We start from the raw sequence: 25,233 nt of genomic DNA on the forward strand, positions 1-25,233 counted from the left end.
GCGCCTCCCGCTCAGTGCTCATGCCCGGCGCTGGCCTTGCCCAGCTCGGACTTGAGGATGAAGCTGTTGGCCGCGGCGTAGCGCGCGCCGGCCTGCAGGCCCTGGGTCACCTCCACCAGCTTGCCGTCGGTGCGCCCGGTCCTGACCGGCCGCGCCGCAAACCCGTCCGGCACCGCGACGAACACCACGCTCTGGCCATCGACCTGCTGCACCGCGTCGGCCGCGACCGTCACCGGCACCTGCACCGGCGCGCCCAGCACGCTGACCGTGACAAACAGCCCCGGGCGCCATGCCGTGCCCGGATTGGCCAGCGTCACGCGCGCCTTGGCGGTGCGGGTCTGCTCGCCCAGCAAGGCGCCGACGTAGGACACCTTGCCTTCGGCCTGCGTGGCGGAGGCGCTGGAGCGCACCGTCACCGCCTCGCCCACGCGCACCCGGTCCAGGTCGCGCGCGGACACCACGAACTCGGCCCAGACCGAACCCAGGTCCGAGATCGTGAAAACGCTGGCGTCTTCCTTGACCGCTTCACCCAGCGACAGGTGCTTCTCGACCACGATGCCGTCGAACGGCGCGCGCAGCGCGAACTGGTTCAGCGCGCCGCCGGCCCCGCCGCGCTCGGCGGCGCCGATCGCGGTGAGCTTCTGGCGCGCGTTCTGCACCGCGATCTGCGCCTCTTCCAGCGCCGTGCGCGCCTGCTGGTAGTCCTGCTCGGCGGAGATCTTTTCCTGCCACAGCGTCTTCTCGCGCGCATAAGTGGCCCGCGCCAGCGCCTCGCGCTTCTGCGCGGCCAGCAGTTCGCTGCGCTGCTCCGCCACCGTGGTGCTGGCGATCAGCGCCAGCACCTCGCCCTTGCGCACCGGCTGGCCCAGGTTGGCCGGCACCGCCTGCGCCACGCCCGCGACGCGCGGCACCACGTGCGCGGTGCGGTCATCGTTGAAGCGGATCTCGCCGGGGAAATCGACGCTGCTGCGCAGCGCCGCGGCCGCGGCGGTGGCCATGCCGATGCCGGCCTGCTCGATCTGCGCGGGCGTCAGCGCGATCACGTGCGGCTTGCCTTCCGCCTGCGCTTGCGCCGCGGGCGTGCTCGCGCCGGCATGTGAATCGGCCTTGCCCCCTGCCTTGGCCTCCGCCTTGTCGTCCTCCTTGCCATGCTCGTGCCCGTGCTCGTCGCCATGCTCGGCATGCCCGTGCGCGGCCTCGCCGCTGGTGCTGCCGCCCTTGCCGGTGAACAGTATCGCCGCGCCGCCCAAAAGCCCCGCGACCAGGATGGCCACCACCGCGGCCCGTTGTTGCTTGCTCATTGCCATGTCTGCAGCTTCCGTATCAGTGTCCGAGGATGCGGTCGATGCTGGCGGCCGCGTCATAGGTGCGGGCCAGCACGTCCAGGTAGCGGATGCGCGCCTGGAACAGCGTGCGCTGGGCATCCAGCACGTCGAGGAAATTGAACTTGCCGGCCTCGAACCCGCGCGAGGCGGCAGCGTAGGCCTGTTCGGCCGCCGGCAGCACCGAGGCCTGCAGCGTCTGCGCCGCGGCGCGCGACACCGACAGCTGCGTCGAGGCCTGCTGCAGTTCGCCCTGCAGGCGCACGCGCGTGGCGGCGTGCGCGTCCTGCGCGCCGTCGGCACGGCGCAGCGCCGCGTACAGGTTGCCCTGGTTGCGGTCGAACAGCGGGAGCGGAATCGCCACGCCCAGCACCGCCATGTTGCGGTTGGCCTCGTTGTCGCGCTTGGCGCCCAGGCTCACGGTCACGTCGGGATACTGGCGGCTGCGCTGCACCGCCACTTCGGCACGGCTGCGCTCCGCCGCCAGGCGGCTGGCTTCGAGCAGCGGCGAGTCTTCCAGCGCCGCCTGCAACGCTGCCGGCGCTGGCCGCGACGGCAGCGCATCGAGATCGCCCTGTGCCTGCGCGAAGCGCGGCACGCTGTCGCCCCACAGCGCCGCCAGCGACTGTCGCGCTGACTGCAGCGCGCCGGTGGCCTCGGCCAGCTCCAGCTCGGCATTGGCCTGCTCCACCCGGGCGCGCGTGGCTTCCAGCGGCGCCACCTTGCCCGCGGCCACGCGCCGGCCCGCGGCGTCGGCGGCCTGGCTGGCGATGCCGACCGAACCTTCGGCCAGGCGGACGCGCTCCTGCGCCACCAGCACGCCGAAGAAGCGCGCGATCACCGTGGCGCGCAGCCCGGCGCGGGTGCTGCCCAGCTCGGCCTGCGCCAGCTCGCGCCCGCGCTCGGCCAGGCCGATGCGCGCGGCGCGCTTGCCGCCGAGTTCGATCGGCAGGTTGACCTGCCCGGTGGTCGAGCGCGAGGCCTTGCGCGTGTCTTCCATCGACACCGCCAGTTCCGGATTGGGGATGACGCGCGACTGGATCAGGTCGCCTTCGGTGGCGTCAAGCTCCTTGCCGGCGGCGGACAGCGTGAAGCTGCCGGCTTCAGCCAGCGCCAGTGCGGCATCGAGGGTCAGGATAGGGGCCAGTGCGCCGGCCGGCGCGGCAGCCGGTGGCAGCGCCACGGCGGCGGGCGGCGTCTGCGCGACGCCGGGGAATGGGCTGGATAACACGGCCGCCAGCCCGAGCGGCAGCAAAAGTCTTCGCATCGAATTGCACCAGAAGAAAACCGGGGGAATTCGGCGAGACGCCCGGCGTCATGCGGTCATGACGCCAGGAGGCGATCGGAATGGATCGGGATGGCGGGGAAGCGTCGTCTCGCCGGCTAAGCGAGACGCAGCCACTGCGGGCGGTCGGGCGCCCGCGCGCTGTGCGAGGAGAAGCGGGGTTGGGGCACCGGCGGCGCCAGCTCCACCCGGCGCAGCGCGGGTACGTCCTGCGCATCGGCCGGCGCGAAGGGCAGCGAGGCGATATGGCAGACGCCGCAGTCGGGATCGGCGAGGTTCAGCTTGGCCTTGTCCTGCGCGGGATCGGCGGGCTGCTCCGGCATGCCGCTGCCGACCTGGTGCCGGTGCTCATGGTGCCCGTAATGGGCCTTGGCGGCCGCGGCGGCCTCGTGCCCGCAATACGCGGCGGCTCCCGCCCAGGCGAACTGGAGCGGCAGGACGAGCGCAAGGAGAACGAGGATCAGGCGTTGCATGAATGGTGAGGGCGGCGCTGCGGACGCCGATGGCGGCCGGCCAGCGAGCGGCAAGTTTAACCGAGGCACCGCGATCATTCAGGCAACGGGGTCATTACATTTGCGTCATGGCGGCGGCGCGAGCGGCCGGTTCGCAACAATTCAATATTTTTGAATAACTCATCCGGCAAAGCGCCCGCTTGCTCTGCTCTTGGACTCCTATAGTTCCGTACATGAACGGCACGCACACAAAGCAACGCCTTCTGACAAATTCAACAAGCTAATGGAGAAACCATCATGACCAAGACCACCCGCCTCGCTTCCGCCCTGCTCCTGACCCTGGCCGCGCTGGGCGCCGCCCAAGCCGCCACCGCCGCCGACGTGCTGCCCGGCGACAAGTACGGCTACAACTTCCGCAGCACCGTGCCGGGTGACAAGTATGGTTATGAATTCCGCAGCCATGACGCCTTCACCGACGGCGCCCGCGCCGGCAAGGCCGACCCCTTTACCGACGGAGCCCGCACCGGCAAGGCCGACCCCTTCACCGACGGGGCCCGCACCGTGGCCGGCCTGGACCGCAGCGGCGTGTCGGCATCGCCTGCCCGCGGCTTCGACACCTTTACCGAAGGCAGCCGCACCGGCAAGTTCGATCCCTACGGCGAAGGCGCCCGCGCCTGAGCGGGCCACGCCGCACGCCGGCGACAAATCCTGCAGAGAGGCCAGCGCCAGCGCTGGCCTTTTGTCATTCCTCGCGCCCCAGCCGGTGCATGGCTTCGCGCAGCGTGCGCATCTGCGCGCTGAAGCGGGTGCAGGCATCGCAGATGGCCAGGTGCGAGCGCACGCGCAGCCGCTCGCCCCACGACAGCGGCAGGTCCAGGCTCTTCATGGTCAGGTGGTGGACCTCTTCGCAATCCGGCAGCAGCCGGCGCGGCGGGCGGGAGGGTGGGGTTTCCGGCATCTTTGTCCGTGACGGTTCGCTGGCGTGGGCGGAGGCAGGCTCAGCCGGCCTTGCCGGGCCGGCCACGCTGCCCGAACCAGTGTAGTTCGAGGCATTCGCGCAGGCGCATGCGGGCCCGGTAGAGCATCGCCCAGGCATTGGTCGCGCTGATCTGCAAATGCTGACAGATTTCTTCGGTGTCCAGCTCCAGCCATTCCCGCATCATGAAGATGCGGCCGGTGCGCGCCGGCAGGCGGTCCACACATAGCTGCAGGATCTCGAAGAACTCGCGACGCTCGAACGCGCGCTCCGGATCGCCCCAGTCGGAGGGTGGATCCTGGTAGTGGCCGTTGCGCGTGAACAGGGCGTCGAAGGCGTCATCGTCGGACTGCGGCTGGCCATCGCCGTCGGTAGCCAGCGCCAGCCTGACCTCGCGCCTGCCGCTGCGCAGCGCGTCGATGATCTTGTGCTTGAGGATGCCGACCAGGTAGGTGCGCAGCGCCGACTGGCCGGCAAAGCGCTCCGGATGCTCGAGCGCGGCCAGCAGCGTTTCCGAGACGGCATCCTCGGCCACCGCCTCGTCGCGCAGCTGCAGGCGCGCGAAGCGCAACAGGTAGGGGCGTAGCGCCTGCAGTTCGGCGGGGTCGAGGCTCATCGGGGATCGGGGGCGGTTGCCTGGACGGATGCGCCATCATACCCGCGCCCTCCGCTTTGCCGGTATGCCGCGGTGGTCAGCTGCCGGTCAGCGCGGAGTTCGTCCTTATTTACCCCTAAAGGCTGGGTCAAAATTTGCCGATATTTTCGGTAAACTTCCGGGCTTTTCCACCTTCCCTGCCCGGCCCTGGTCAGGATGTCCATCAATTTAAACCGGCGGTCGCGCACTGGGTTAGCCCGTATTCGCGTCGAAATTTCCGACTTCGGCACGGACATTTTTGATCGGGAAGATTCTTCAAGAATTATCCGAACGACCTGGAATACCGGGTAGCCCGGTCAGAAACAGCAGAAAGCAGAACAGCAGTGAGCAACAAATAATGTCAAAGCAGTGGAAGGTATGGCTGGCAAATATCTGCATTGGGGCCTACCGACTCCTTAGTATCGGGCGCAACGCCGCATGCTCGCCGGTGCGCGAGCAGAAGTTCAGCCGGCTCGTCGTATTCTCGACCACGGCCCTGGGTGACTTCATGCTGAATACCCCTGCCATCCGGGCCCTGCGGAACCGATATCCGGCCGCCAGGATTACGCTGGTGGCAAACCCGAGGAATCGGGACCTTGTCAGCGCATGTCCGTATGTCGACGATATCGTTTGCTGGGACCATAAGGCCAAAAGCATCGTGCCCACCATTTGGCGACTGCGAAAGCGCAAGCCGCAGTTGGCGGTCATCCTGCACTCGAAAGGGCCCTATGACCTGATCGCGGCGGTCTTCGCCGGGTGTTCTTACCTGCTCAAGAACATCTACGATGATGAACTGCCTGGCCAGGAACGGTGGCTCGAAGCGGCCACCTGGACACGGGACGAGGGTCACCTGATCCAAAGCAAGCTGGACCTGGTGGGCCATTTGGGCTGCGACACATCCAACCCCGAAATGTTCGTGCCCGCCCGTCCTGTCACCGGTGCTGCGCCGGCGAGCATCATCGGTTTCCAGTTGGGCGCCTCGCAGCCGGTCAGGTGCTGGCCGATCGAGCATTTCATCAAGTTGGCCAAGGCTCTGCTCGCCGAAGCGGAGGACACCGCGATCGCGCTGATCGGATCAGATCGGGAAAGGAGTCTGGAGAGCAGGTTCATGGCCGGGCTGACGTCGCAAGAAAGGCAACGTGTCACCAGCTACGTCGGCCGAACCACGCTGCCCACACTGATTACCGTGATTCAGCGCATGAAGGTGCTGGTTACCGGCGATACCGGCCCTCTCCATCTGGCTATCGCACTCAAGGTAAGGACCGTCAGCCTTTTTGCCACCGCGAGCCCGAAGAAAACCGGCCCCTATCAGGACACGGCCTTGCACAAGGTGTTGCACGTAGCGATGGACTGGCGACAGCCGGCCGGGGCTGAGCCTCTCCACCCGATGGCGTACATCAAGGTCGACGAGGTCCTGCACGCTGTGGTGGCCTCGATGCGAGGTGCCGAAACCGGGCATCCGCAGTCGTTGCCTGCGGCCGCCCGCCCGGGGCAACGGACGGCCAGACCGGAAGTGGCCGTCCTGGCGGTCTCGTAACGGCTCGCGCGCCGCGCTGTCAAGGCGCCATGCAGGGCGCGGGAAAATGCAGCCCGGTTACCCGATCCCGCGGAACTGCCCGCACAGGCGGAACACGTCCATCGACAGCGGAATCTCCTTGGCCTTGCCGTAGCGCGTCGCCAGCTTCAGCAGTTCCTTGATGTCGCGCCCGCTCGCCGCGGGGTAGGCGTCGGCAAGCGCATCGATCAGCACATCGTCCAGTTCCGCGCCGAACTGCGCCGCCTGCAATCGCCACAGCCGCACGGCATCCTCGCGGCACGGCGTGGTGTAGTGGATGGTGGCGATGCAGCGCGACAGGATGGCATCGTCGACGTCGCCGATGCGGTTGGTGGTCATGAACAGCAGGCCGCTGAAGTACTCCAGCGTGCGCAGGAACTCGGCGACGATGGCATTGTGTTCGAGGTCGTTGTCGCGGCGGCGGATATAGACGTCGGCCTCGTCCAGCAGCAGGATTGCGTTCCAGCGCATGGCGCGGCGCAGGATGGTCATCAGCGTGGCCCCCACCGACGCCGCGGTGGTGCCCAGCTGCCCGGAGTGCACGCGGTACAGCGGCTTGCCCACCACCTCGGCATAGACCTCGGCTGTCAGCGTCTTGCCCAGGCCGGGCGCACCCTGGCACAGGATGGTGGTGCCACCGGACTTGCCGGGCACGAAGTCCGGCGCCAGCATGTCCATGTGCGAGGTCAGGATGTCGATCAGGTCGCGGTGGTGCGCGGGCAGCACCAGCTTGTCGCGCAGCGCGGGCTGGTAGCGGTAGTCGGCCAGGTGCTGCACGTGTACCCAGATATTGCGGTGCCACTCCAGGTGGAACAGGTGCACGTAGCCATGCAGCGGCACCCGCTCGAAGCCCTCCATGATGCCCGCCTCGCGCCAGAACGACGGGTCGCAGGTCATCTCGAAACGGCGCTCCAGCCGCTCCTCGTCGTTCACGCAGCGCGCGCCCGCGGCATCGGCGATCGGGATCAGCTCGGCCGCGCCCTTGCCATCGACCGCGAACGCCGCGCGCGTCGCGACGAACTGCGCACCGAAGCCGCGCTGGCAGCGCACGAAGCGCTGCGCGTGCTGTTCATATTCCTGGCGGAATTCCGCGCACTCCTTGTAGAAGCCGAATTCGGCCAGCAACTCCGGGATGGTGCGGTTGGCAATATCGTCGCGCGTAATCACCATCGACGTAGTCATGCCCGAGCGCCGCAGGTGGTGGTCGGTCAGCGCGGAGTTGGCCGACTGCATGGTATTGGCGAGCAGGTCCACCACCACGTACGCCATGCCTTGCTCGGGCAAGACATAACGCATGCGGCGTACCACCCAGGGCAGCAGCACGCCGTCGCGGTTGCGCTGGTACAGCCAGCCGTCGATGACGTCGCGCGACAGGTACGCGGCCAGCCCCGCCACCAGTTGGTCGAGCCCCGGAATCACGCGCGCCTGCGGCGCGTTGTAGATGTTGTCCAGCGCCAGCATCTGGAACATCAGCGCGCGCTCGTTCTGGGTCTTGCTGAGCGTATAGAGCGAACTGAGCGCATGCGCGTCGAACAGCTTGCTCGACACCAGCATATTGCCGTGGCACACGCCATGCTGCTGCAACTGCCGGGCCAGCGGCGAACCGGTTTCGATCATCGCCAGCAGGGGATGGATCAGCGCCTCCGGAATCTCGAAATCCATGTACCGCGCTCCCGTTCAATGGCGTGGCCGCGCCCGGCCAGGGGCCAGGGTTTTACTGCAGGAAGAAGTCGATTGCGCGCTCGACCACCGGCGCATGGATGACATGGGGCCCGTCGAACTCGACGTATTCCACGTCATAGCCCGCGGCGCGCAGCCTGGCCGCATGCGCGCGCCCGCTGGCAATCGGCAATTGCTCATCGGCCAGCCCGTGTGCGACGAACACCTTGGGAATGCCGGTCTGCATGAACACCGACATGAAGCCGCCGGAGAACGCGATCACATGGCTGGCGATATCGCCGTTGGTAATGCCCAGCGACAGCGCATAGCTGGCGCCGTCAGAGAACCCGGCAAAGGCCAGCCGCCGCGGATCGATCCGGTAGCGCGACGTCACCGCGGCCAGCGCCTGGTGCAGCCGCTGCAGGTCCGGCCCGTTGCCGCCGATGACGATGTCCCAGGTGGGATAGAGCGAATGCGGCGCCAGCACCAGGAAGCGATGCCGCTGCGCATGGGCTTCGAGATGCGGCAGGATTTTTTCGGGGAAGCCGCCGGCGCCGTGGAACATGACCATCAGGGGCACCGGCTCATGGGGTGCGAGCCCTTCCGGGACGAACAGCACGGCATCGCGTTCATCGGCCACGCCGAGCCGGTGCCGACCCGCGGGCAGCGGACTTGCACCCGGGGCCGCGGCGGCAAAGGACATGCGGCCGAACAAGGACGGGTCGAGCATGGCGTCTCCGGCGGGCGACTCGTGGCCGCACCGATATGGTGATATTTTGTATATTACATACAAACATCCATCCGCGCTAGCCGATCCCCATGGCGCCCCCAATCGGCGAAAATCCGATTTTTTACCGTCGATCCTTGCCGGCGACTCCCGCTTTTCCGCTCTCGGTCTCATCCGCAACCACGTTGCGTTCAGCGACCAGCCTGCTCCAGCGTGCCAGCTCCTGTCGAATAAACGCCTGGAAGTCTGCAGGGCCCGCGTGCACGACCTTGAAACCGTAACCTGAAAGCACCTCGTTCTTCGACAAATCAGACAGGACATGCTTCACCGCCAGATCGAGTTTTTCGATTCTGTCTCGCGCGGTCCCCTTGGGGGCCAGAACGCCATACCACCCGGTGACATACATGTTCTGCAACCCGGCCTCCGCAAAGGTGGGCGTCTCAGGCGCGATCGGCAGGCGAGTGTCGTTCGCAATCGCCAGTGCACGCAACTTCCCGGATTTGACGTACCTGAGACTATCGGCCCCCGCGAACACTGCGTCCACGTCACCACTGATTGCTGCCGTGACCGCCTGGACGCCGCCGTGGTACGGCACATGGGTCACTCGTATCGAGGCGGATTGCGACAGCAACTCTATGGCGAGATGGCTGGTATTTCCGTATCCGGACGATGCCACGGTCACCGGATGGGACTTTGCGCGCACGATCAGTTCGGATACAGAAGTGATTTTCGAAGTGGCGCCCACATAAAGCACCAATGGTTGCTTTGCCAGCAGAGAAACCGGCTGGAAATCACTGACTGGGTCGTAGCCGGCCGACCGACTCACGAGTGGCCCGATCGCGTAGGCGGCCAGGGCGAGCACGAGGGTATAGCCATCGTTGCTGGCGCGTTGAACGTGGCGCAAGGCGATCTGTCCGCCCGCGCCTGGCTTGTATTGAAGCACCACTGGCACTCCCAGCGCGGTCTGCAGTCCCTCGCCGAGCGGGCGCGCCATAAGATCCGCCGGCCCTCCCGGAGGATAAGGCACGACCATGGTGATGGGTTGATCGGGATAGCCGGCCCACGCTGGCTGAACCGACGCGATCGTTCCGCCTGCCACCAACCATCCGCCGGATCGCATTATTGCTGCGAGTCTTTGCACAATCAAAAAGGGTGAAAAATCAAGCCATTGTCGCAAGGCGAGCGGGGCCAGCTGGTATTTAAGGATTTACTGGGCTGAGCCACGGAAGGCTGATACGCGATCAGTCCAACACCGCAGGCGCATCAGCGGCTGTCGATTATGTGTCGACATGGGCGATTTGGTAAGATGCGGCCTCCCGGCTGCGCCTGCAAGCTAGCCGTTTTTTTGCACATTGGTCCCGACAACGGTGCTTTCCATGTTTTTCCCGCAGGCCGGAATACGTTTACGCTTTGATTCCACATGGGAGGCAGGGGACCGGCTGTTCGGCCGCGGCTGGCTGATGCAGGACGATGGTTGCAAGGTGTCCGTGCTCGGTGTCTGGCCTGCCAACAATCCCTCCGCCCCGGCCGCGCTTGACCGGCTCGATCACGAATATGCGCTTCGTGACAACATCGATGCGACCTGGGCCGCCCGCCCGCTAAGGCTGCTGCGCGAGCGCGATACGGCAATGCTGCTGCTCGACGATCCGGGCGGCGAGCCACTCGCCCGCCTGGTGGGTGGGCCGATGGACCCGGCGATGTTTCTCGACATTGCCGTGGCGGTAACCATGGCTGTCAGCCATCTCCATCAGCGCGGCCTGATCCACAAGGATTTGAAGCCCGCCCATGTTTTGGTGGCGCCGGACCGGCGCCAGGTCTGGTTGACGGGCTTCGGCATCGCGTCGCGAGGGCCGCGCGGCGCCCAGGCACGTGCGGACATCAGTGACATCTCCGGTACGTTGCCCTATATGTCGCCAGAACAGACGGGCCGGATGAATCGGGCGATCGACGCACGCAGCGACCTGTATGCCTTGGGTGTTACCTTCTACCAGATGCTTACTGGTGTGCTGCCCTTCGTCGCCAGTGAACCCCTGGACTGGGTCCATGCACACCTGGCGCGCTCGCCGTGGCCGCCGGCCGAGCGCAACCCAGCCGTGCCTGCGATGCTTTCGGCGCTTGTCATGAAGCTCCTGGCGAAGGCTCCCGAGGAACGCTACCAGACGGCCGCAGGCCTGGTGCGCGACCTGCAGCACTGCCGGCGGGCGTTGTCGGCGCAGGGGCAGATTGCAGCGTTCGAACTGGGGCAGCGCGACCTTTCGGAGGCCTGGGCCATCCCCGACCACCTCTATGGTCGCGAGCAGGCCATGGCGACGCTGGTGGAAGCGTACGAGCGCGTGGCCTCCACCGGGCGCAGCGAAATCGTGATGGTTTCCGGCCATTCTGGCGTAGGCAAGACATCGCTCATGCGGTCGTTTGCGCGCGCGGTTGCCGGGCGCGGCGGGATCCATGCCGCCGGCAAGGCCGACGCGCCGGCTGACTTGGCGGCCGAGGCGCCCATCGATACGGGCGTACGGCTGCCCTATGCAACGCTCGCGCGAGCGCTCAGCGGCCTGTTGCGCAATGGACTGGCAGATCACGCGGCCGACATGGCTCCGTGGCGCACCGTCATCGCGCAGGCGCTGGGGCCGAACGCCGGTGCGCTTGTGCCCTTGCTGCCCGAACTGAAGACGCTGCTCGGTCCGGTACCGTGGATGCGGGAAACGCCGTCGTGCGAAACCGGGCCGCAAGTGCGGCTTGCGCTGCGCAACCTCGTGGCCGCTCTCGCGCGAAGCGCGCGGCCGCTGACGCTGTGCCTCGACGACTTCCAGTGGCTCGACGACGAAAGTGTCACGCTGCTGCACCAGATGCTGACTGATCCGGGCACGGCAGACCTGCTGGTGGTCTGCACCTGTCGCAGCCACGAAGTCGCAGACGACCAGAGCGCGATCCACGGTGTCGATGCGTTACGCGCGGACGGCGCCGCCGTGGTCCATGTCGAGCTGGGTTGTCTCGGCGAATCCGACCTGCGGCAGCTCGTCGCCGACGCGCTCCATTGCAATACCGACACGAGTGCGCCGCTTGCGCGACTGGTGATGGACAAAACGGCAGGCAATGCGTTCTTCGCCACGCAGTTCATCAGCGAGCTGTTCCACGAGGGGTTGCTGCACTTCGATCACGGCGCGGCACGCTGGACCTGGGACCTCGACCAGCTCGCAGCCAAGGCGCTGACTGACAACGTGGTAGCGCTGATGGTGGGACGGATCGACCGGCTGGCGGCCAGTACGCGATCGGCACTGGCCCTGCTTGCCTGCCTGGGCAACGACACCACGGTCGACACGCTGGCGCGCGGCTGGCCCGGCGACGCCCGCGAACTGGAGCCCGCGATCCGCGAAGCCATGCACGCGGGGCTGGTCTCGTGCAGGGAGAACGTGCTGCGCTTCTCCCACGACCGAGTCCTCGAAGCGGCCTATTCGCGCATCGCCGAGCCAACGCGGCAGGCATTCCATTTGCGTGTCGGCCGGCTACTGCTCGAGCGCACGCCGTGCGACGAGATCGAGGCGAACGTCTTTACCATCGTCGGACAGCTGAACCGCGCGACCGAGAACATCGAGGTACAGGAAGAGCGCGACAGGCTCGCGGAACTCAACCTGGCTGCCGCGCTGCGCGCCAAGTCCGCATGCGCCAACACCGCGGCGCTGCACTATCTGTCGATCGGGCTCGCGCTGCTGGGCGATCACGGCTTCGCGCGGCACCAGGCCCTCGCCTTCGACTTGACGCTGCACATGGCCGAATGCGAGTTTCTCACCGGGGATTCGGCGCGCGCCGAGCATCGGCTGGAGTCACTGGCCGCGCGCACCTCGTCGCTCACCGCGCTGGCAGTCCTCACGCAACTCCAGCTGGGCCTGCTGATGACCGGCGGGCGCCGTGCCGAAGCGGTCACGGTCGGGCTTGCCTACCTGCAGCGTGCCGGGGTCGAATGGGCATCGCATCCGACTGCAACGGCATTGGCGCGCGAGGAGGCGCTGTTCGCCCGCCACCTCGGCGAGCGCGAGATCGCCGAACTGGCTGCGCTGCCCCCGATGACGGACCCCGGTGCGCTCGCGACGATGCGCGTGCTGATTGCGCTGGTGCAGCCGGCCTGGTACACCGACGACCAGTTGCGCAGGCTTGTGGTGCTACGCATGGCCAACCTGAGCCTGTCGCATGGCAACAGCGACGAATCGGCCCTCGCCTATGCATGGGTGGCCATGCTGCACGTGGCCGCCTCCACCGATGAGCCGGCCGGCGTCGCATTCGAGCGGCTGTCGATAGAGGTTGCGGAACGGCGGGGCATCGACCGGATACGCGCACGCGTATATCAGGTCGTCGGCGGGAATCTGCTGCACTGGTCCAAACCGCTGCGCGTCGCGCGCGGCCTGCTGCGCCAGGCGTTGGCATTGACGCAGCAGATCGGCGACCTCACCTATGCCGCCTACATCCGCAGCAACCTGATGACGCATGCGCTGGCGATCGGTGATCCGCTCGCCAGCGTGCAACGCGATGCCGACTCGGGCAGCGTGTTTGCCTGGGGGCCGCGCTTCACGTTGGTGGCGGACCGCCTTGCGCCTCAGCGCCAGCTCGTACGTACGCTGCGCGGGGTCACGCCGGTGTTCGGGCGCTTCGACGCCAAGGATTTCAGCGAAGCCTCGTTCGAAGCCCGCTTGCGCGGTGACGTGGGCCTGCTGCTGGTGTCATGCTGGTATTGGATCCGCAAGCTTCAGGCTCGCTATCTGGCTGGCGCCGCGGCCGAGGCACTGGATGCGGCCGAGCAGGCACGCCCGCTTCTGTGGACCTCGCCGGCTTACTTCGAGCAGGCCGAGTATCATTTCTACGCGGCACTGGCACGCGCGGCGTGCTGCAATCCAGCCGTCGAGGGCGAACTCGCAGCGCATCTTCCCGAACTGGCCGGGCACCATTGGCAGTTGGCGCAATGGGCACGGCGCTGCCCGGCGACGTTTGCGCACCGGGCCACGCTGGTCCAGGCGGAGATTGCCCGGCTCGAAGGACGCGACATCGACGCGATGCGCGGGTACGAGTCGGTTATCGCCTCGGCACGCGAAAGCGACCTGATCCACATTCAGGCGCTGGCAAACGAACTGGCGGCGCGCTTTTATCTGGATCGCCGGCTCGATAACGTCGCGCTGGTGTACTTGCGCCAGGCGCGTCACGGTTACATGCGCTGGGGTGCAGACGCCAAGGTCTGGCAGCTCGACATGCAATATCCCGCGCTGGCGGTCGATGCGGGAGCCGCCCTTGCCTCAACCCCGTCGATGGGCACGATTGGCGCTCCGCTCCAGCATCTGGACCTGGCCACGGTCATCGCGATCTCGGAGGCGATGTCGGGCGAGACCGGGCTGGAACGGCTGCTGGCGACGCTGATCCGGACCGCCATCGAGCAGGCCGGCGCGACGCGGGGGCTGCTCATCTTGCCCGAAGGCGCCGAACATCATGTTGCAGCCGAAGCTGCCGTGCGGGAGGAATCGGTCGTGGTGACATTGTCCGTGCGACCGCTCGATGCAGCCGATATGCCGTTGGCGATGGTCGAGCACGTGCTGGATTCTCGCGAGCACGTGGTCATGAACGATGGATCCGCCAGCGGGGCCTTTTCCGCCGACCCCTTTGTTCGCCAGCGCCGGGCACGTTCGATGCTGTGCCTGCCGCTGCTGAATCAAGGCAGGCTGACCGGAGTGCTTTATCTTGAAAACGCACTTGCGCCAGGTGTGTTCGTTCCGGCACGGATCGAGGTGATCAAGCTGCTGGCGTTCCAGGCGGCCAGTGCCATTGAGAACAGCCGGCTTTCCGAGCACCGCCGGCGCGCAGATGAATCCCTGCGCCAGGCCCATGCAGAGTTGGCGCACGCAAGCCGCGTCACCACACTCAACGCGCTGACAGCATCAATCGCCCATGAGGTGAGCCAGCCAATCGCGGCATTGACCATCGAGGCACGCGCCGCGCTACGGTGGCTCACGCGCCAGCAACCGGACGTCGAGCAGGCGGTCGCAGCCCTGGACGCCATTGTCGAGCAAGGAGAACGCGCTGGCAGCGTTATTGCGGGCATGCGCGCGATGCTGCGCAAGGCCGGGCCGCAAGCGCAGCGCATCAATCTCAACGAGATGATCGCCGAGACGCTGCCGCTCTTTGCCGGCGAACTGGATCGCACCCAGGTCATCCTGAAAACGGAACTGCTGCCCGCGCTACCCCTGGTGTGGGCTGACAAGATCCAGCTCCAGCAAGTGTTGCTGAATCTGGTGATCAATGCCGTCGAGGCAATGCGCGAGATCCTCGAGCATTCACGCGAACTCACTGTACGCACCGCAGTCAGCCCAGCGCGTGAAGTTGTGGTCACGGTGCACGACGTCGGTGTCGGCCTGCCTGCCGATACGGAGCAGGTGTTCCAGCCCTTCTACACGACCAAGGCCGAAGGCCTGGGCATGGGCCTGTCGATCTGTCGCGCCATTCTCGAAGCGCATGGCGGGCGCCTGCACGCGTGGCCGAACCGGCCACGGGGCGCCGTATTCGAGTTCACATTACAGGCGGCCGAAACTGCGCCCGAAGTGAACTGCGGCGCTCCGTCGTGATGGAAGTGCGAGGGTGTCGGAACCTGATTTGCATTGGCCACCCTCGCCAGCGCCATCCTATACTCCGCATCACACCCTTCACCCCACCCCAAACCATGGATTACACCCCCGGCATCAGCCACCTCGCCAGCCTGCTCGCCGACCCGGGCCGTGCCGCGATGCTATGGGCGCTGATGGACGGCAGCGCCCGGCCCGCCGGCGAGCTGGCGTTGATCGCCGGCCTGTCGGCGTCTTCCACCAGCGGGCACCTGGCGCGCCTGTCCGAAGGCGGCCTGCTGGTGGCGGAGACGCGCGGACGCAACCGCTACTACCGGCTGGCGGCGCCGGAGATCGGCGTGGCGATCGAGGCGCTGGCGTCGGCGTCGCTGGCGAGCCAGCCGCCGCGGTTGCGCGCGGTGCCGGTGTCGCGCACGGCGCCGCCGGCGCTGCGCCAGGCGCGCACCTGCTATGACCACCTGGCGGGCGAACTGGCGGTGGGGCTGTTCGAGCGCATGACGCAGTCGCGCTGGCTGATGCTGGACGGGCCGCGCGTCGAGCTCAGCGGCGACGGCGCGCAGGCGCTGGCGCGGCTGGGCGTGGATGTGGACGCGGCGCGCCGCAAGCGGCGGCAGTTTGCCTGCACCTGTCCGGACTGGAGCGAGCGCAAGCCGCACCTGGGCGGCGCGCTCGGCGCGGCGCTGCTGGGCAGCCTGCTGGCGCGCGGCTGGGTCGAGCCCACGCGCACTTCGCGCGCGCTGCGCGTGACACCGGCGGGCCAACGCGAGATCATCCGCATCGCGGCCTAGCGCGCCGCGGCAACAGGAGAAAAAAGATGGCCACACCGCTGGACGACGATACGCAGGACGCGATCGCGCGTTTCTTCGCCCTGATCAACCTTGGCGACAGCGCCCAGACCTCGGCCCAGATGGCGATGTTCGAGGACGCCCTGCTCGATGCCGAGGACGACGACACCGACGGGCCGGAACTGCTGTGGGTGATCCGCGAGGTCATCGACTGGCAGTCCGGCTTCTTTGTCGACTGGAAGGACGCGCAGTCCTTTATCGGCTGCCTGACCCAGCTGTGCGAGCGCATGGACCTGGAGCTCGACTGGGGCACCGACGACCCCGAGGACGAGGCTTTCCTGGAGAGCACCAGCGTGCCGGAACTGATGGAGCTGGCGCACAACCAGCTGCGCGTGGCGGGCTATACGCTGTGGAACTGGGATACCGGCGGCGATGCCTACGCCGGCTGGATCACGCGCAGCGAGGATGACGAAGAGATGCTGGACCTGGCCGAGATCCTGCGCTTCGAGGTGCGGCCGGCGGACCAGCCTTATTGAACACCGGCCGGCGCGCTTGCCGGCCCCGCACCGGCCGCGCTGCGCGCCTAGTCGAACAGAATTACCGAGCGCGCCAGTTCGCCGCGGCGCAGTTCGTCGAAGGCGTCGTTGATGCGTTCCAGCGGCAGCCGCTGCGCGATCAGCTCGTCGAGGTGCAGGCGGCCCGCCATGTAGAAATCGACCATGCGCGGCATGTCCACCGGGAAGCGGTTGGAGCCCATCAGCGAGCCCTGGATGCGCTTCTCGCCGAGGAAATCGCTGCCCTTCAGTTCGATCTTGACGCCCGGCGCGATCATGCCGATGACCGTGGCGGTGCCGCCGCGGCGCAGCATGGCAAAGGCCTGCTCGGTGGTCTCCTTCAGGCCGATGGCCTCGAAGGCATGGTGCACGCCGCCGCCGGTGAGGGCGCGCACCGCGTCCGGCACATTGCCCTCGCTGGCGTCGATCACGTCGGTTGCGCCGAACTTGCGGGCCAGTTCCAGCTTGCCGGGCACCCGGTCGATGGCGATGATGCGGCCGGCGCCGGCAATGGCGGCGCTGTTGACCGTGGCCAGCCCGATGCCGCCGCAGCCGATCACGGCGACGGTCTCGCCCGGCTGCACCTTCGCGGTATGGATCACGGCGCCCATGCCGGTGGTCACCGCGCAGCCGATCAGCGCGGCGCGGTCCAGCGGCATGTCGCGCCGGATCGCCACCAGCGCGTGCTCATGGATCAGCATCTGCTCGGCGAACGCCGACAGGTTCAGGAACTGGTGCATGGCGTTGCCATGGGCGGCCTGCAACCGCGGCGCTTCGTCCTCGCGGCGGCGGGTATCGGGCTCGGTGCACAGCGACAGGTGGCCGGTCAGGCAATGCTCGCAATGGCCGCAATAGGCCGACAGGCAGGTGATGACGTGGTCGCCGGGCTTGACCGTGCGGACTTGCGCGCCGACCTGCTCGACCACGCCCGCGGCCTCGTGGCCCGGGATGGTGGGAACGGGATGCGGGTAGGCACCGTCCACGAAATGCAGGTCGGAGTGGCACACGCCGACGGCGGCGGTGCGCACCAGCACTTCGCGCGGGCCGGGCTTGCCGATGGCCACGTCTTCGATCGCCAGCGGCGTCCTGGGTTGATGCAGCACTGCAGCTTTCATGGAATTCCTCCGGAGGGGAGCTACGGTGCCGGAAAAAATACCCCCAAACCGGGGTTCAGGAAAGCCGCGGGCCGCCCGCCGGTGCCGCTTTAAAGCTCTTCCTTGATCGGGAGCACGCGCAGCACGCCGATCCCCAGATGTTGCAGCGGGCCCATGCCGGGCTCGCTGTCGTAGACCACCAGCTGGCCCTTCTCGCGCGTGGTCCAGGTCAGGCGCGGATTGCCGCCGTCGCCATCGGTCTGCAGCCCGATGCGGTAAGCCATGTCGAGCAGGCCGTCTTCGGTCGAGCGGATCATGCGCTCGGCCAGCGCCGGACTGTCGAGCACCACGCCCATCTCGGTATTCAGCTTGGCCGAGCGCGGGTCCATGTTGAGCGAGCCGATAAAGACCTGGCGCCGGTCGACGATGTAGTTCTTCGCGTGCAGGCTGGCGCGGCTGGACGACAGCCAGGCGCGCGAGCGCGAACCGCGCGCGGCCTTGCCGCGATTGGCCAGTTCGGCATAGGCGCTGGGCTTGAGCTCGTACAGCTCGATGCCGGCGGCAACCAGCGCCTGGCGGTGCGGTGCGTAGCCGGCGTGCACCGGGCTGACATCGGTGGCTTCGAACGAGTTGGTCAGGATGCGCACGCGGATGCCGCGCCGCGCCAGCGCGATCAGCCAGGCTTCGCCGTCGTCGTCAGGCACGAAGTAGGGCGAGATCAGCAGCACCTCCTTCTGCGCGCTGCTGATCATCTTCTCCAGCCTGGCGGTGGCGTGGCCCGGGTCGTCGTGGGTCTGGTGGGTGATCTTGGCAGCCTTGTCCGAGACCACCACGGCCTTGCCGTAGTAGCCGGGCATGTGGCCGCTCTCGATGCCCCTGGCCAGCCCCGAGTCCAGCAGCTCCTGCACGTAGGGACTGGCCACGGCCTGGTCACCACGCGCCTCCAGCCGCTTGCGCAGGCTGCGCATTTCCACCGGCGCTTCCTTGCCGGCGGGGATCAGCGCCACCACGGGATAGGAAGACGCGTCGTTCCAGTATTCGTCGAACACCGCGGACACCTGCGGCACCGCCGGCCCGGCCACCAGCACATCGAGGTCGCTGAAATCCATGTCGGTGCGCGCCGAGAAATACGCGTCGCCGACATTGCGCCCGCCCAGCAGCGTGATCTGGTTGTCCACCGTCATCGACTTGTTGTGCATGCGCCGGTCCAGGCGCTTGAAGTCCACCAGCATTTCCAGCCAGCGCGCGCTGCGGTTGGCAAACGGGTTGAACAGGCGCACTTCCACATTGGGATGCGAATCGATCGCCGACAGGACCTTGTCGAGGCCGCCGGTATGCAGGTCGTCGAGCAGCATGCGCACGCGCACACCGCGGTCGGCCGCGTCCAGGATATCCCCCAGCACGGCCGCGCCGGTACCGGTCGGCTCGAAGATATAGGTCTGCAGGTCCAGGCTGCGCTGCGCCGCGCGTGCCATCGCCAGCCGCGCGGCCAGGGCGTCGGGCCCGGACTGCAGCGGGTAGAACAGCGACTCGCCCGGGCGCTTGGCCAGGCGCGGCGCCAGCGCCTTGCCCAGCGGCGTGTCGCTGGTATTGGCCGGGGCGGTCGACGGGGTGCGCTCCGCCTGTGCCGGCAGGCTGGCGCAGCCGCCCAGCACCGCGGTGCCGATCAGGCTGGCCAGCGCGATGGCGGCCAGGCGGGCCGCGCGCCGGCACCAGCCGGCGCCGGCACGTGCCGCGGCGATCGGCCGCCGGGCGTCGAGCGGAACATGGCTGTGCGTCTGGAACATCCGTCAGTCTCCCTGTGCCGGTGAATGAAGGAACGGGGATGGGCCGGTGGCCGGGTCCTCGCACCGGCCGGCGTGCAGCGCCTGCTACCTCGCAAGATATACCCCGCGCGCCAGCCCCGGCAGCGGTGCCATTCCTGTCCGCGCCGGGAGTTTGTCCTACAGCGCAACATGGCCGAAGGGCGGACCGGCAGGCAGGCCGGCATCCGGCGGCGAGTGCGGCACTTGGCCAAGAGCACCCTTGCCAGGCAGGCGGCTGCGGCTTTCCCTGCACAGCGATTTCTCTTATGATGCCGCCCAATATACCGGCCGGTAGCACCGGGAGGAGGCCCTGCGGCATGTGTCGCCGCCCGCGCGGCTGGCGGCCTGGCGCAGCTTGCGGCCGCCCGGCGATGCCGGCATAGTTGCGCGCCTTCGCGCCCCTTTGCGTCCCTTCGTGGCTTGTACCGCACAGCGCGCCCAGACCGGATTCCGATGTCGACACAACCCTCCCAGCCTTCCTCCGCCGGCGCACCCGCGCCCACGCTGCGCCGCACCCTGCGCGCCCGCCATCTCACCATGATCGCCATCGGCGGCTCGATCGGCACCGGACTGTTCGTGGCCTCGGGCGCCACTATCGCGCAAGCCGGGCCCGGCGGCGCGCTGGCCGCCTATATCCTGATCGGCGCGATGGTGTATTTCCTGATGACCAGCCTGGGCGAGCTGGCGGCGTACATGCCGGTGTCGGGCTCGTTCGCCACCTATGGCGCGCGCTATGTCGACGAGGGCTTCGGCTTCGCGCTGGGCTGGAACTACTGGTACAACTGGGCCGTGACCATCGCGGTGGAACTGGCCGCGGCGCAGCTGGTGATGCAGTACTGGTTCCCGGACACGCCCGGCGTACTGTGGAGCGCGCTGTTCCTGGGCCTGATGTTCGCGCTCAATGCGATCTCGGTGCGCGGCTTCGGCGAGGCCGAATACTGGTGCGCGCTGGTCAAGGTGGTGACGGTGGTGGCCTTTATCGGCATCGGCACGCTGATGATCTTCGGCATCCTGCGCGGCGACATGGCGGCCAGCCACGGCCTGGCCAACCTGACCACCGGCGATGCCCCCTTCGTCGGCGGGCTGCCCGCGCTGATCGGCGTGGCCATGATCGCCGGCTTCTCGTTCCAGGGCACCGAGCTGATCGGCGTCGCCGCCGGCGAATCGGCCGATCCGGCCAGGAACATCCCGCGCGCCGTGCGCCAGGTATTCTGGCGCATCCTGCTGTTCTATGTGCTGGCGATCCTGATCATCGGCATCCTGATCCCCTACACCGACCCCAGCCTGCTCAAGAGCGACGTGCAAACCGTGGGCGTAAGCCCGTTCACGCTGGTGTTCCGCCATGCCGGCCTGGCCTTTGCCGCCGGCGTGATGAACGCGGTGATCCTGACCGCGGTGCTGTCGGCCGGCAACTCCGGCATGTATGCCTCGACCCGCATGCTGTACAACCTGGCCACCGAGGGCCGCGCGCCGCGCGTGTTTGCCCGGCTGACGCGCAACGGCGTGCCGCTGGTGGCGCTGCTGGCCACCACCGCGGTCGGCGCGCTGTGCTTTTTGACCTCGCTGTTCGAAAGCAAGTCGGTGTATCTGTGGCTGCTGAACCTGTCGGGCATGACCGGGTTCATTGCCTGGCTCGGCATCGCCATCAGCCATTACCGCTTCCGCAAGGGCTTTGTCGCCCAGGGGCATGACCTGGACCGGCTGCCCTATCGCTCGCCGTTCTTTCCCTACGGGCCGATCTTTGCCTTCGGGCTGTGCCTGGTCGTGACGCTGGGCCAGAACTACCAGGCCTTTACCAGCGGCAGGATCGACTGGGTCAGCGTGGCCGCGACCTATATCGGCATTCCGATCTTCCTGCTGATCTGGCTGGGCTACCGCATCGCGCGCAAGACGCGCTTCGTGCCCTATGCCGAGATGGAATTCCCCGCGCTGCCGGCCCGCGATGCCGCCGTAATGCGCACCGTCGTGCCCGCGGCCGGTGAATAGGCGCCGTTCCCGGGCGCCTGGCAATCCGCAGCATCAAGCAAAAAAAAGCACAACAACAAGGAGCATCGCTTTGAAGAAAGCAATCCGTATCAGCCTGCTGGCGCTTGGCGCCGGCATGGCCCTGGGCCTGCCCGCGCACGCCGCGCCCACGCTGGTGGAATCGGTGCAGGGCTATACCCTGCAGCAGGACAAGGTCACCCGCTTCAGCGGGCTGGTGTTCGACCAGGGCAAGGTGCTGGCCACCGGCGACGCCGCCGCCCTGCGCACGCAGTATCCGGGCGCGCAGCGCATCGACGGCCAGGGCAAGACCCTGCTGCCGGGCCTGATCGATGCCCACGGCCACGTGTTCCGCCTGGGCTTCAAGACCACCGAGATCTCGCTGTCGGGCACGCGCACGCTGGCCGAGGCGCAGGGCATGATCCGCGCCTATGGCGACAAGAACCCGCAGCGCAAATGGCTGCTGGGCTATGGCTGGAACCAGGTGAACTGGAAGCTGGGCCGCTTCCCGACGGCAGCCGAGCTTGACGCCGCCGTATCGGACCGCCCGGTGCGGCTGGTGCGCGTCGACGGCCACGCCGCGTGGCTGAACACCAAGGCGCTGCAGGCCGCCGGTATCACGCGCGACACCAAGGATCCGGCCGGCGGGCGCATCGAGCGCGATGCCAGCGGCAACCCCACCGGCGTGCTGGTCGACAAGGCCATGGCGCTGGTCAACAACGTGATCCCGCCGTACAGCGACGACGACCGCCGCGCCGCGCTGGCCGCCGCGCTGGCGCACATGAACGCGCTCGGCCTGACCGCCGCGGGCGACGCCGGCGTGACCGTCGCCGAAGACCGCATCTACCGCGAGTTCGCCGACCAGGGCAAGCTGACCACCCGCATCTACGGCATGATCCGCGACACCGGGGACGACTTCAAGGCGCTGTCGGCCAAGGGGCCGCTGTCGGGCTACGGCAACGACCGCTACTACCTGCGCGCGGTCAAGCTGTACGGCGACGGCGCCCTCGGCAGCCGCGGCGCCGCGCTGATGGCACCGTACTCGGACGACCACGTGCACAGCGGCCTGCTGTTCATGAGCGATGCCGCGATGCAGGCCGCGGTCAAGACCGCGATCAAGGCCGGCTACCAGGTCAACATCCACGCTATCGGCGACGCCACCAACCACCAGGTGCTGGACGCCATGGAAGCGGCGTACAAGGACGTGGGCGGGCGCGAACTGCGCAACCGCGTCGAGCACGCACAGGTGATCGCGCTGCCGGACATCCCGCGCTTCAAGTCGCTGGACCTGATCGCGTCGATGCAGCCCACCCACGCGACCAGCGACATGAACATGGCCGAAGACCGCGTCGGCAAGGACCGCATCAAGGGCGCCTATGCCTGGCAGACGCTGCTCAGGCAAGGCACCGTGATCGCGGGCGGCTCGGACTTCCCGGTGGAATCGGCCAATCCGTTCTACGGCCTGCACGCGGCGGTGACCCGCACCGACCATGAAGGCCGCCCGATCAAGGGCTGGCATGCGGAGGAAGCCATGACCCTGCCTCAGGCCTTCCGCGCCTTCACGCTGGACGCGGCCTACGCCCAGCACCAGGAGAAGACGCTGGGCTCGCTCGAGCCGGGCAAGTGGGCGGACTTTATCCTGGTCGACCAGGACCTGTTCAAGGTCAAGCCTGCCGATATCTGGAAGACGCAGGTGCTGCAGACGTGGGTGGCCGGAGAGCGCGTGTACGCGAAGGACGGCAAGCGGTAAGCACGCGGTAGTGCACCAGTGGCCTGCCCGTACGGGCAGGCCGGGGGTGACAAGCGCGGCGCCGCAAGGGTGTCGCTTTTTTTTGAAGACGACGCGCGGTTGGCAGTGCACGGCACGCGGCCAGATAGTCGCCCCGGGACCGCCGCGCGGGTGTGCCGGCGACGACGGCCAGCGCATGCGCCAGGTCGGCCTCATCGCTTTGCCAGCGGTCCTGCCCCGTCCGAAAGTACCGCCCTCACGGCAGCGGCGGCTTGGGCAGGCGCGTCTCGCCCGGCTCCAGCTTCAGCTCGACATCGAGGCGGAAGCCCCCGTTGCCATCCGGTTCGAAATCGCGCAGCAGCGAGCCGACCGCACCGAACGCGGCGTCGCTGAAGGCATAAGGATCGAGCGCATCGAAGATCTGCGTGGTCAGCACCTTGTGCCCCGGCGCGATGGCGATGAAGTGCAGGTGCGCCGGGCGCATGTGGTCGCGGTTCTGCAGCTTCAGCAGTTCGCCGCAGGGGCCGTCGATCGGCACGCCATAGCCCGACGGCCGCACGCTGTCGAACCAGAAATGCCCTTCGGCATCGGTCTCGAACACGGCACGCAGGTTCATGTCTTCCTGGTGTTCGTCCTGGTTTTCGTAGAGGCCGCTCGGCGCCGCCTGCCAGGTCTCGATGCGCGCGCCGGCGATGGGTGTGCCGTCGATCGACACCACGCGGCCCCGCACCGTCAGCGGGTCGCCAGTGGTGTCAGGGGTGGCGATATGTGCGCCGTTGGGCCGCACCGGCTGGTTGGCGCGCCAGAACGGGCCGATCAGCGCGGGCTCGGTGCCGCCGGCGGCCAGCACGGCCTTGGCGTCCATCAGCAGCACCAGCGTGGCAAGCCCGAGGATATCCGCGAGCAGGATGCCCTCGTGCTTCTTCGGGCCGGTGGCCTGGCCGATGCGGACCATGAAGTCCAGGCCGGCGTGGAGTTCTTCATAAGTCAGCTGCACCTCTGACGCGAACGCGTGCGCATGCCGGATCAGGGCATCGAGTATGGTGCGGGTACGCGCGTCGGCGGTGCCGGCATTGGCCTTGAGCACGGCTTCCAGCAGCGCCTCGGGGGTGGCGGGAATCGATTGAGGGGCCGCCGTGGAAACGGCGCTGGCGCCGCCTGCGGAAGCAGAAGTCATGGTGTGGTCAGCTCCTGTGGAAAGTGGGAATGGATATGGCGCGGAGCGGGGCGTCGCTGTGACGCCCCGCTCGATGCCGCAGGCGCCTGCTCGCCGGCCACGCGTCCGCGCGCCGCGAACGTGGTCAGCCTTCGGTGCGCGGCTGCGCCGGGTCCGCTCCGCCTTCCTTGATGTAGCCGTCGTCGCCGTAGACCAGGCCGGTGGACTCGGCCGCCTTGACCACGTCCGGGTGCCAGGCGATGCGGCCGCATTCTTCGTCGGTGCCGCCCACCACTGAGTAGACCACCAGCGCGTGGTCGTTGGGGTTGCGGAAGCCGCGCATCACGCCGATCGGGCAGGAGATCACGTCCCACTGGTTCAGCATCAGCGAGTACTGGCCCTTTTCGCCCCAGATCACTTCCATCTGGCCGTTCAGCGGGCAGAACACTTCCTCGGTCTTGTGCGCGTGCAGGCTGGCGCCCTGGCCGACGGGGATTTCGATGAAGGTCACGCCGAAGCGGTGGTTGCCGGGGATCGCGGGCTCGACGCCTTTGTTCTCGAGCACGCCGCGGTTCATGATCTTGTAGATGTTCTTCTTCATCCCGGGCAGGCGGCTTTCGATGAAGGTCTCGCCGTAAGGCTTGACCTTGCCCCAGCGCGCGATGCGGGTGGCTTCCATTTCCTGTGGGGTGGGATCCATATGGCTTCCTCGGTGTCATGAAGTTGGGAAAACGAGAGGGCGTGCGCCTCTGTTCGTGCAACTTTAAGAAGCGCCAACAGGGCCGTCCAACACCATTTTTCGCAGGCCGCGATAACAATCCGGTATCGGGTTTTGCGCCGAGCGACCGTCCGCGCGGGCCGCGACCCAGCCCACCCAAGCGGCATTACGCGCGCAGTGACCGCCCCACGGCCGCCCCACGGAAC

General features: G+C 67.6%; 19 protein-coding genes. 7 read left to right on the forward strand and 12 right to left on the reverse strand.

Annotated features, from left to right (window positions below; genetic code table 11):
* Positions 1 to 11: 11 nt before the first annotated feature.
* From CBM2588_RS18930 to czcI, 3 genes are all read right to left on the reverse strand, one after another.
* Positions 12 to 1,307, reverse strand: coding sequence for an efflux RND transporter periplasmic adaptor subunit (locus tag CBM2588_RS18930; protein WP_115681956.1), 1,296 nt, complete (start codon positions 1,305 to 1,307; stop codon positions 12 to 14).
* 16 nt (positions 1,308 to 1,323) lie between these two features.
* The gene (locus tag CBM2588_RS18935; protein ID WP_115681957.1) at positions 1,324 to 2,589 is read right to left on the reverse strand and encodes a TolC family protein; all 1,266 of its coding nucleotides are present in this window, start codon (positions 2,587 to 2,589) and stop codon (positions 1,324 to 1,326) included.
* Between the two features lie 116 nt (positions 2,590 to 2,705).
* Positions 2,706 to 3,080, reverse strand: a complete 375-nt coding sequence (czcI, locus tag CBM2588_RS18940) for a cation efflux protein, CzcI family (RefSeq protein WP_115681958.1) — start codon at positions 3,078 to 3,080, stop codon at positions 2,706 to 2,708.
* Positions 3,081 to 3,356: 276 nt separating this feature from the next.
* On the opposite strand from czcI, the gene CBM2588_RS18945 reads away from it, so the two are divergent.
* Positions 3,357 to 3,737 carry a hypothetical protein gene (locus CBM2588_RS18945; RefSeq protein ID WP_115681959.1) on the forward strand — a complete coding sequence of 127 codons (381 nt, stop codon included), beginning with the start codon at positions 3,357 to 3,359 and terminating at the stop codon, positions 3,735 to 3,737.
* Positions 3,738 to 3,801: 64 nt separating this feature from the next.
* Here CBM2588_RS18945 and CBM2588_RS18950 read toward each other — a convergent pair whose 3' ends face one another.
* Entirely contained in the window at positions 3,802 to 4,017 is a 216-nt protein-coding gene (locus CBM2588_RS18950) for a zf-HC2 domain-containing protein (protein ID WP_115681960.1), read from the reverse strand.
* A gap of 40 nt (positions 4,018 to 4,057) precedes the next feature.
* Positions 4,058 to 4,651: a sigma-70 family RNA polymerase sigma factor gene (locus CBM2588_RS18955; protein ID WP_115681961.1), complete on the reverse strand. Its 594-nt coding sequence runs from the start codon at positions 4,649 to 4,651 to the stop codon at positions 4,058 to 4,060.
* Positions 4,652 to 5,027: 376 nt separating this feature from the next.
* Here CBM2588_RS18955 and CBM2588_RS18960 point away from each other — a divergent pair, with 376 nt between their 5' ends.
* Complete coding sequence (locus tag CBM2588_RS18960; protein ID WP_115681962.1) at positions 5,028 to 6,206, forward strand: glycosyltransferase family 9 protein; 1,179 nt, start codon at positions 5,028 to 5,030, stop codon at positions 6,204 to 6,206.
* Between the two features lie 57 nt (positions 6,207 to 6,263).
* Here CBM2588_RS18960 and CBM2588_RS18965 read toward each other — a convergent pair whose 3' ends face one another.
* The 3 genes from CBM2588_RS18965 to CBM2588_RS18975 all read right to left on the reverse strand — a co-directional run bounded on the left by CBM2588_RS18965 (position 6,264) and on the right by CBM2588_RS18975 (position 9,604).
* Positions 6,264 to 7,886, reverse strand: a complete 1,623-nt coding sequence (locus CBM2588_RS18965) for an ATP-binding protein (protein WP_115681963.1) — start codon at positions 7,884 to 7,886, stop codon at positions 6,264 to 6,266.
* Between the two features lie 52 nt (positions 7,887 to 7,938).
* Entirely contained in the window at positions 7,939 to 8,613 is a 675-nt protein-coding gene (locus CBM2588_RS18970) for an alpha/beta hydrolase (RefSeq protein ID WP_115681964.1), read from the reverse strand.
* Between the two features lie 121 nt (positions 8,614 to 8,734).
* Positions 8,735 to 9,604, reverse strand: a complete 870-nt coding sequence (locus CBM2588_RS18975; RefSeq protein WP_231942202.1) for a Bug family tripartite tricarboxylate transporter substrate binding protein — start codon at positions 9,602 to 9,604, stop codon at positions 8,735 to 8,737.
* Positions 9,605 to 9,986: 382 nt separating this feature from the next.
* Here CBM2588_RS18975 and CBM2588_RS18980 point away from each other — a divergent pair, with 382 nt between their 5' ends.
* The 3 genes from CBM2588_RS18980 (at position 9,987) to CBM2588_RS18990 (ending at position 16,524) form a co-directional block, all read left to right on the forward strand.
* Complete coding sequence (locus tag CBM2588_RS18980) at positions 9,987 to 15,206, forward strand: trifunctional serine/threonine-protein kinase/ATP-binding protein/sensor histidine kinase (RefSeq protein WP_115681966.1); 5,220 nt, start codon at positions 9,987 to 9,989, stop codon at positions 15,204 to 15,206.
* Positions 15,207 to 15,301: 95 nt separating this feature from the next.
* Positions 15,302 to 15,991, forward strand: coding sequence for an ArsR/SmtB family transcription factor (locus tag CBM2588_RS18985; RefSeq protein ID WP_115681967.1), 690 nt, complete (start codon positions 15,302 to 15,304; stop codon positions 15,989 to 15,991).
* A 26-nt stretch (positions 15,992 to 16,017) separates the two neighbouring features.
* Entirely contained in the window at positions 16,018 to 16,524 is a 507-nt protein-coding gene (locus CBM2588_RS18990; RefSeq protein WP_115681968.1) for a DUF6630 family protein, read from the forward strand.
* 47 nt (positions 16,525 to 16,571) lie between these two features.
* Here the strand turns inward: CBM2588_RS18990 and CBM2588_RS18995 are convergent, their stop codons facing one another.
* Complete coding sequence (locus tag CBM2588_RS18995) at positions 16,572 to 17,657, reverse strand: Zn-dependent alcohol dehydrogenase (RefSeq protein WP_115681969.1); 1,086 nt, start codon at positions 17,655 to 17,657, stop codon at positions 16,572 to 16,574.
* Positions 17,658 to 17,746: 89 nt separating this feature from the next.
* Positions 17,747 to 19,423, reverse strand: a complete 1,677-nt coding sequence (locus CBM2588_RS19000) for a phospholipase D family protein (protein ID WP_115681970.1) — start codon at positions 19,421 to 19,423, stop codon at positions 17,747 to 17,749.
* Between the two features lie 471 nt (positions 19,424 to 19,894).
* Here CBM2588_RS19000 and CBM2588_RS19005 point away from each other — a divergent pair, with 471 nt between their 5' ends.
* Both CBM2588_RS19005 and CBM2588_RS19010 read left to right on the forward strand, forming a co-directional pair.
* Positions 19,895 to 21,427, forward strand: coding sequence for an amino acid permease (locus tag CBM2588_RS19005; RefSeq protein WP_115681971.1), 1,533 nt, complete (start codon positions 19,895 to 19,897; stop codon positions 21,425 to 21,427).
* Positions 21,428 to 21,497: 70 nt separating this feature from the next.
* On the forward strand, positions 21,498 to 23,174 hold the full coding sequence (locus tag CBM2588_RS19010) for an amidohydrolase (protein ID WP_115681972.1): 1,677 nt from the start codon (positions 21,498 to 21,500) through the stop codon (positions 23,172 to 23,174).
* A gap of 235 nt (positions 23,175 to 23,409) precedes the next feature.
* On the opposite strand, the gene CBM2588_RS19015 is transcribed toward CBM2588_RS19010, so the two are convergent.
* Both CBM2588_RS19015 and CBM2588_RS19020 read right to left on the reverse strand, forming a co-directional pair.
* Positions 23,410 to 24,330: a dioxygenase family protein gene (locus CBM2588_RS19015; protein WP_115681973.1), complete on the reverse strand. Its 921-nt coding sequence runs from the start codon at positions 24,328 to 24,330 to the stop codon at positions 23,410 to 23,412.
* A 124-nt stretch (positions 24,331 to 24,454) separates the two neighbouring features.
* Positions 24,455 to 25,009: a cupin gene (locus CBM2588_RS19020; RefSeq protein ID WP_115681974.1), complete on the reverse strand. Its 555-nt coding sequence runs from the start codon at positions 25,007 to 25,009 to the stop codon at positions 24,455 to 24,457.
* Positions 25,010 to 25,233 lie beyond the last annotated feature (224 nt).

It is taken from the genome of Cupriavidus taiwanensis, from assembly GCF_900250075.1.
Taxonomy (GTDB): domain Bacteria; phylum Pseudomonadota; class Gammaproteobacteria; order Burkholderiales; family Burkholderiaceae; genus Cupriavidus; species Cupriavidus taiwanensis_C.

Coding starts and splice junctions, on each gene's coding strand:
- CBM2588_RS19000 (WP_115681970.1), bottom strand. CDS start 19,423: ATGTTCCAGACGCACAGCCATGTTCCGCTCGACGCCCGGCGGCCGATC.
- CBM2588_RS18930 (WP_115681956.1), bottom strand. CDS start 1,307: ATGGCAATGAGCAAGCAACAACGGGCCGCGGTGGTGGCCATCCTGGTC.
- CBM2588_RS18960 (WP_115681962.1), top strand. CDS start 5,028: ATGTCAAAGCAGTGGAAGGTATGGCTGGCAAATATCTGCATTGGGGCC.
- CBM2588_RS18965 (WP_115681963.1), bottom strand. CDS start 7,886: ATGGATTTCGAGATTCCGGAGGCGCTGATCCATCCCCTGCTGGCGATG.
- CBM2588_RS19020 (WP_115681974.1), bottom strand. CDS start 25,009: ATGGATCCCACCCCACAGGAAATGGAAGCCACCCGCATCGCGCGCTGG.
- CBM2588_RS19005 (WP_115681971.1), top strand. CDS start 19,895: ATGTCGACACAACCCTCCCAGCCTTCCTCCGCCGGCGCACCCGCGCCC.
- CBM2588_RS18970 (WP_115681964.1), bottom strand. CDS start 8,613: ATGCTCGACCCGTCCTTGTTCGGCCGCATGTCCTTTGCCGCCGCGGCC.
- CBM2588_RS18955 (WP_115681961.1), bottom strand. CDS start 4,651: ATGAGCCTCGACCCCGCCGAACTGCAGGCGCTACGCCCCTACCTGTTG.
- CBM2588_RS18950 (WP_115681960.1), bottom strand. CDS start 4,017: ATGCCGGAAACCCCACCCTCCCGCCCGCCGCGCCGGCTGCTGCCGGAT.
- CBM2588_RS18935 (WP_115681957.1), bottom strand. CDS start 2,589: ATGCGAAGACTTTTGCTGCCGCTCGGGCTGGCGGCCGTGTTATCCAGC.
- CBM2588_RS19015 (WP_115681973.1), bottom strand. CDS start 24,330: ATGACTTCTGCTTCCGCAGGCGGCGCCAGCGCCGTTTCCACGGCGGCC.
- CBM2588_RS18995 (WP_115681969.1), bottom strand. CDS start 17,657: ATGAAAGCTGCAGTGCTGCATCAACCCAGGACGCCGCTGGCGATCGAA.
- CBM2588_RS18975 (WP_231942202.1), bottom strand. CDS start 9,604: ATGGCGCGCCCGCTCGGCGAGGGACTGCAGACCGCGCTGGGAGTGCCA.
- czcI (WP_115681958.1), bottom strand. CDS start 3,080: ATGCAACGCCTGATCCTCGTTCTCCTTGCGCTCGTCCTGCCGCTCCAG.
- CBM2588_RS18985 (WP_115681967.1), top strand. CDS start 15,302: ATGGATTACACCCCCGGCATCAGCCACCTCGCCAGCCTGCTCGCCGAC.
- CBM2588_RS18945 (WP_115681959.1), top strand. CDS start 3,357: ATGACCAAGACCACCCGCCTCGCTTCCGCCCTGCTCCTGACCCTGGCC.
- CBM2588_RS18990 (WP_115681968.1), top strand. CDS start 16,018: ATGGCCACACCGCTGGACGACGATACGCAGGACGCGATCGCGCGTTTC.
- CBM2588_RS18980 (WP_115681966.1), top strand. CDS start 9,987: ATGTTTTTCCCGCAGGCCGGAATACGTTTACGCTTTGATTCCACATGG.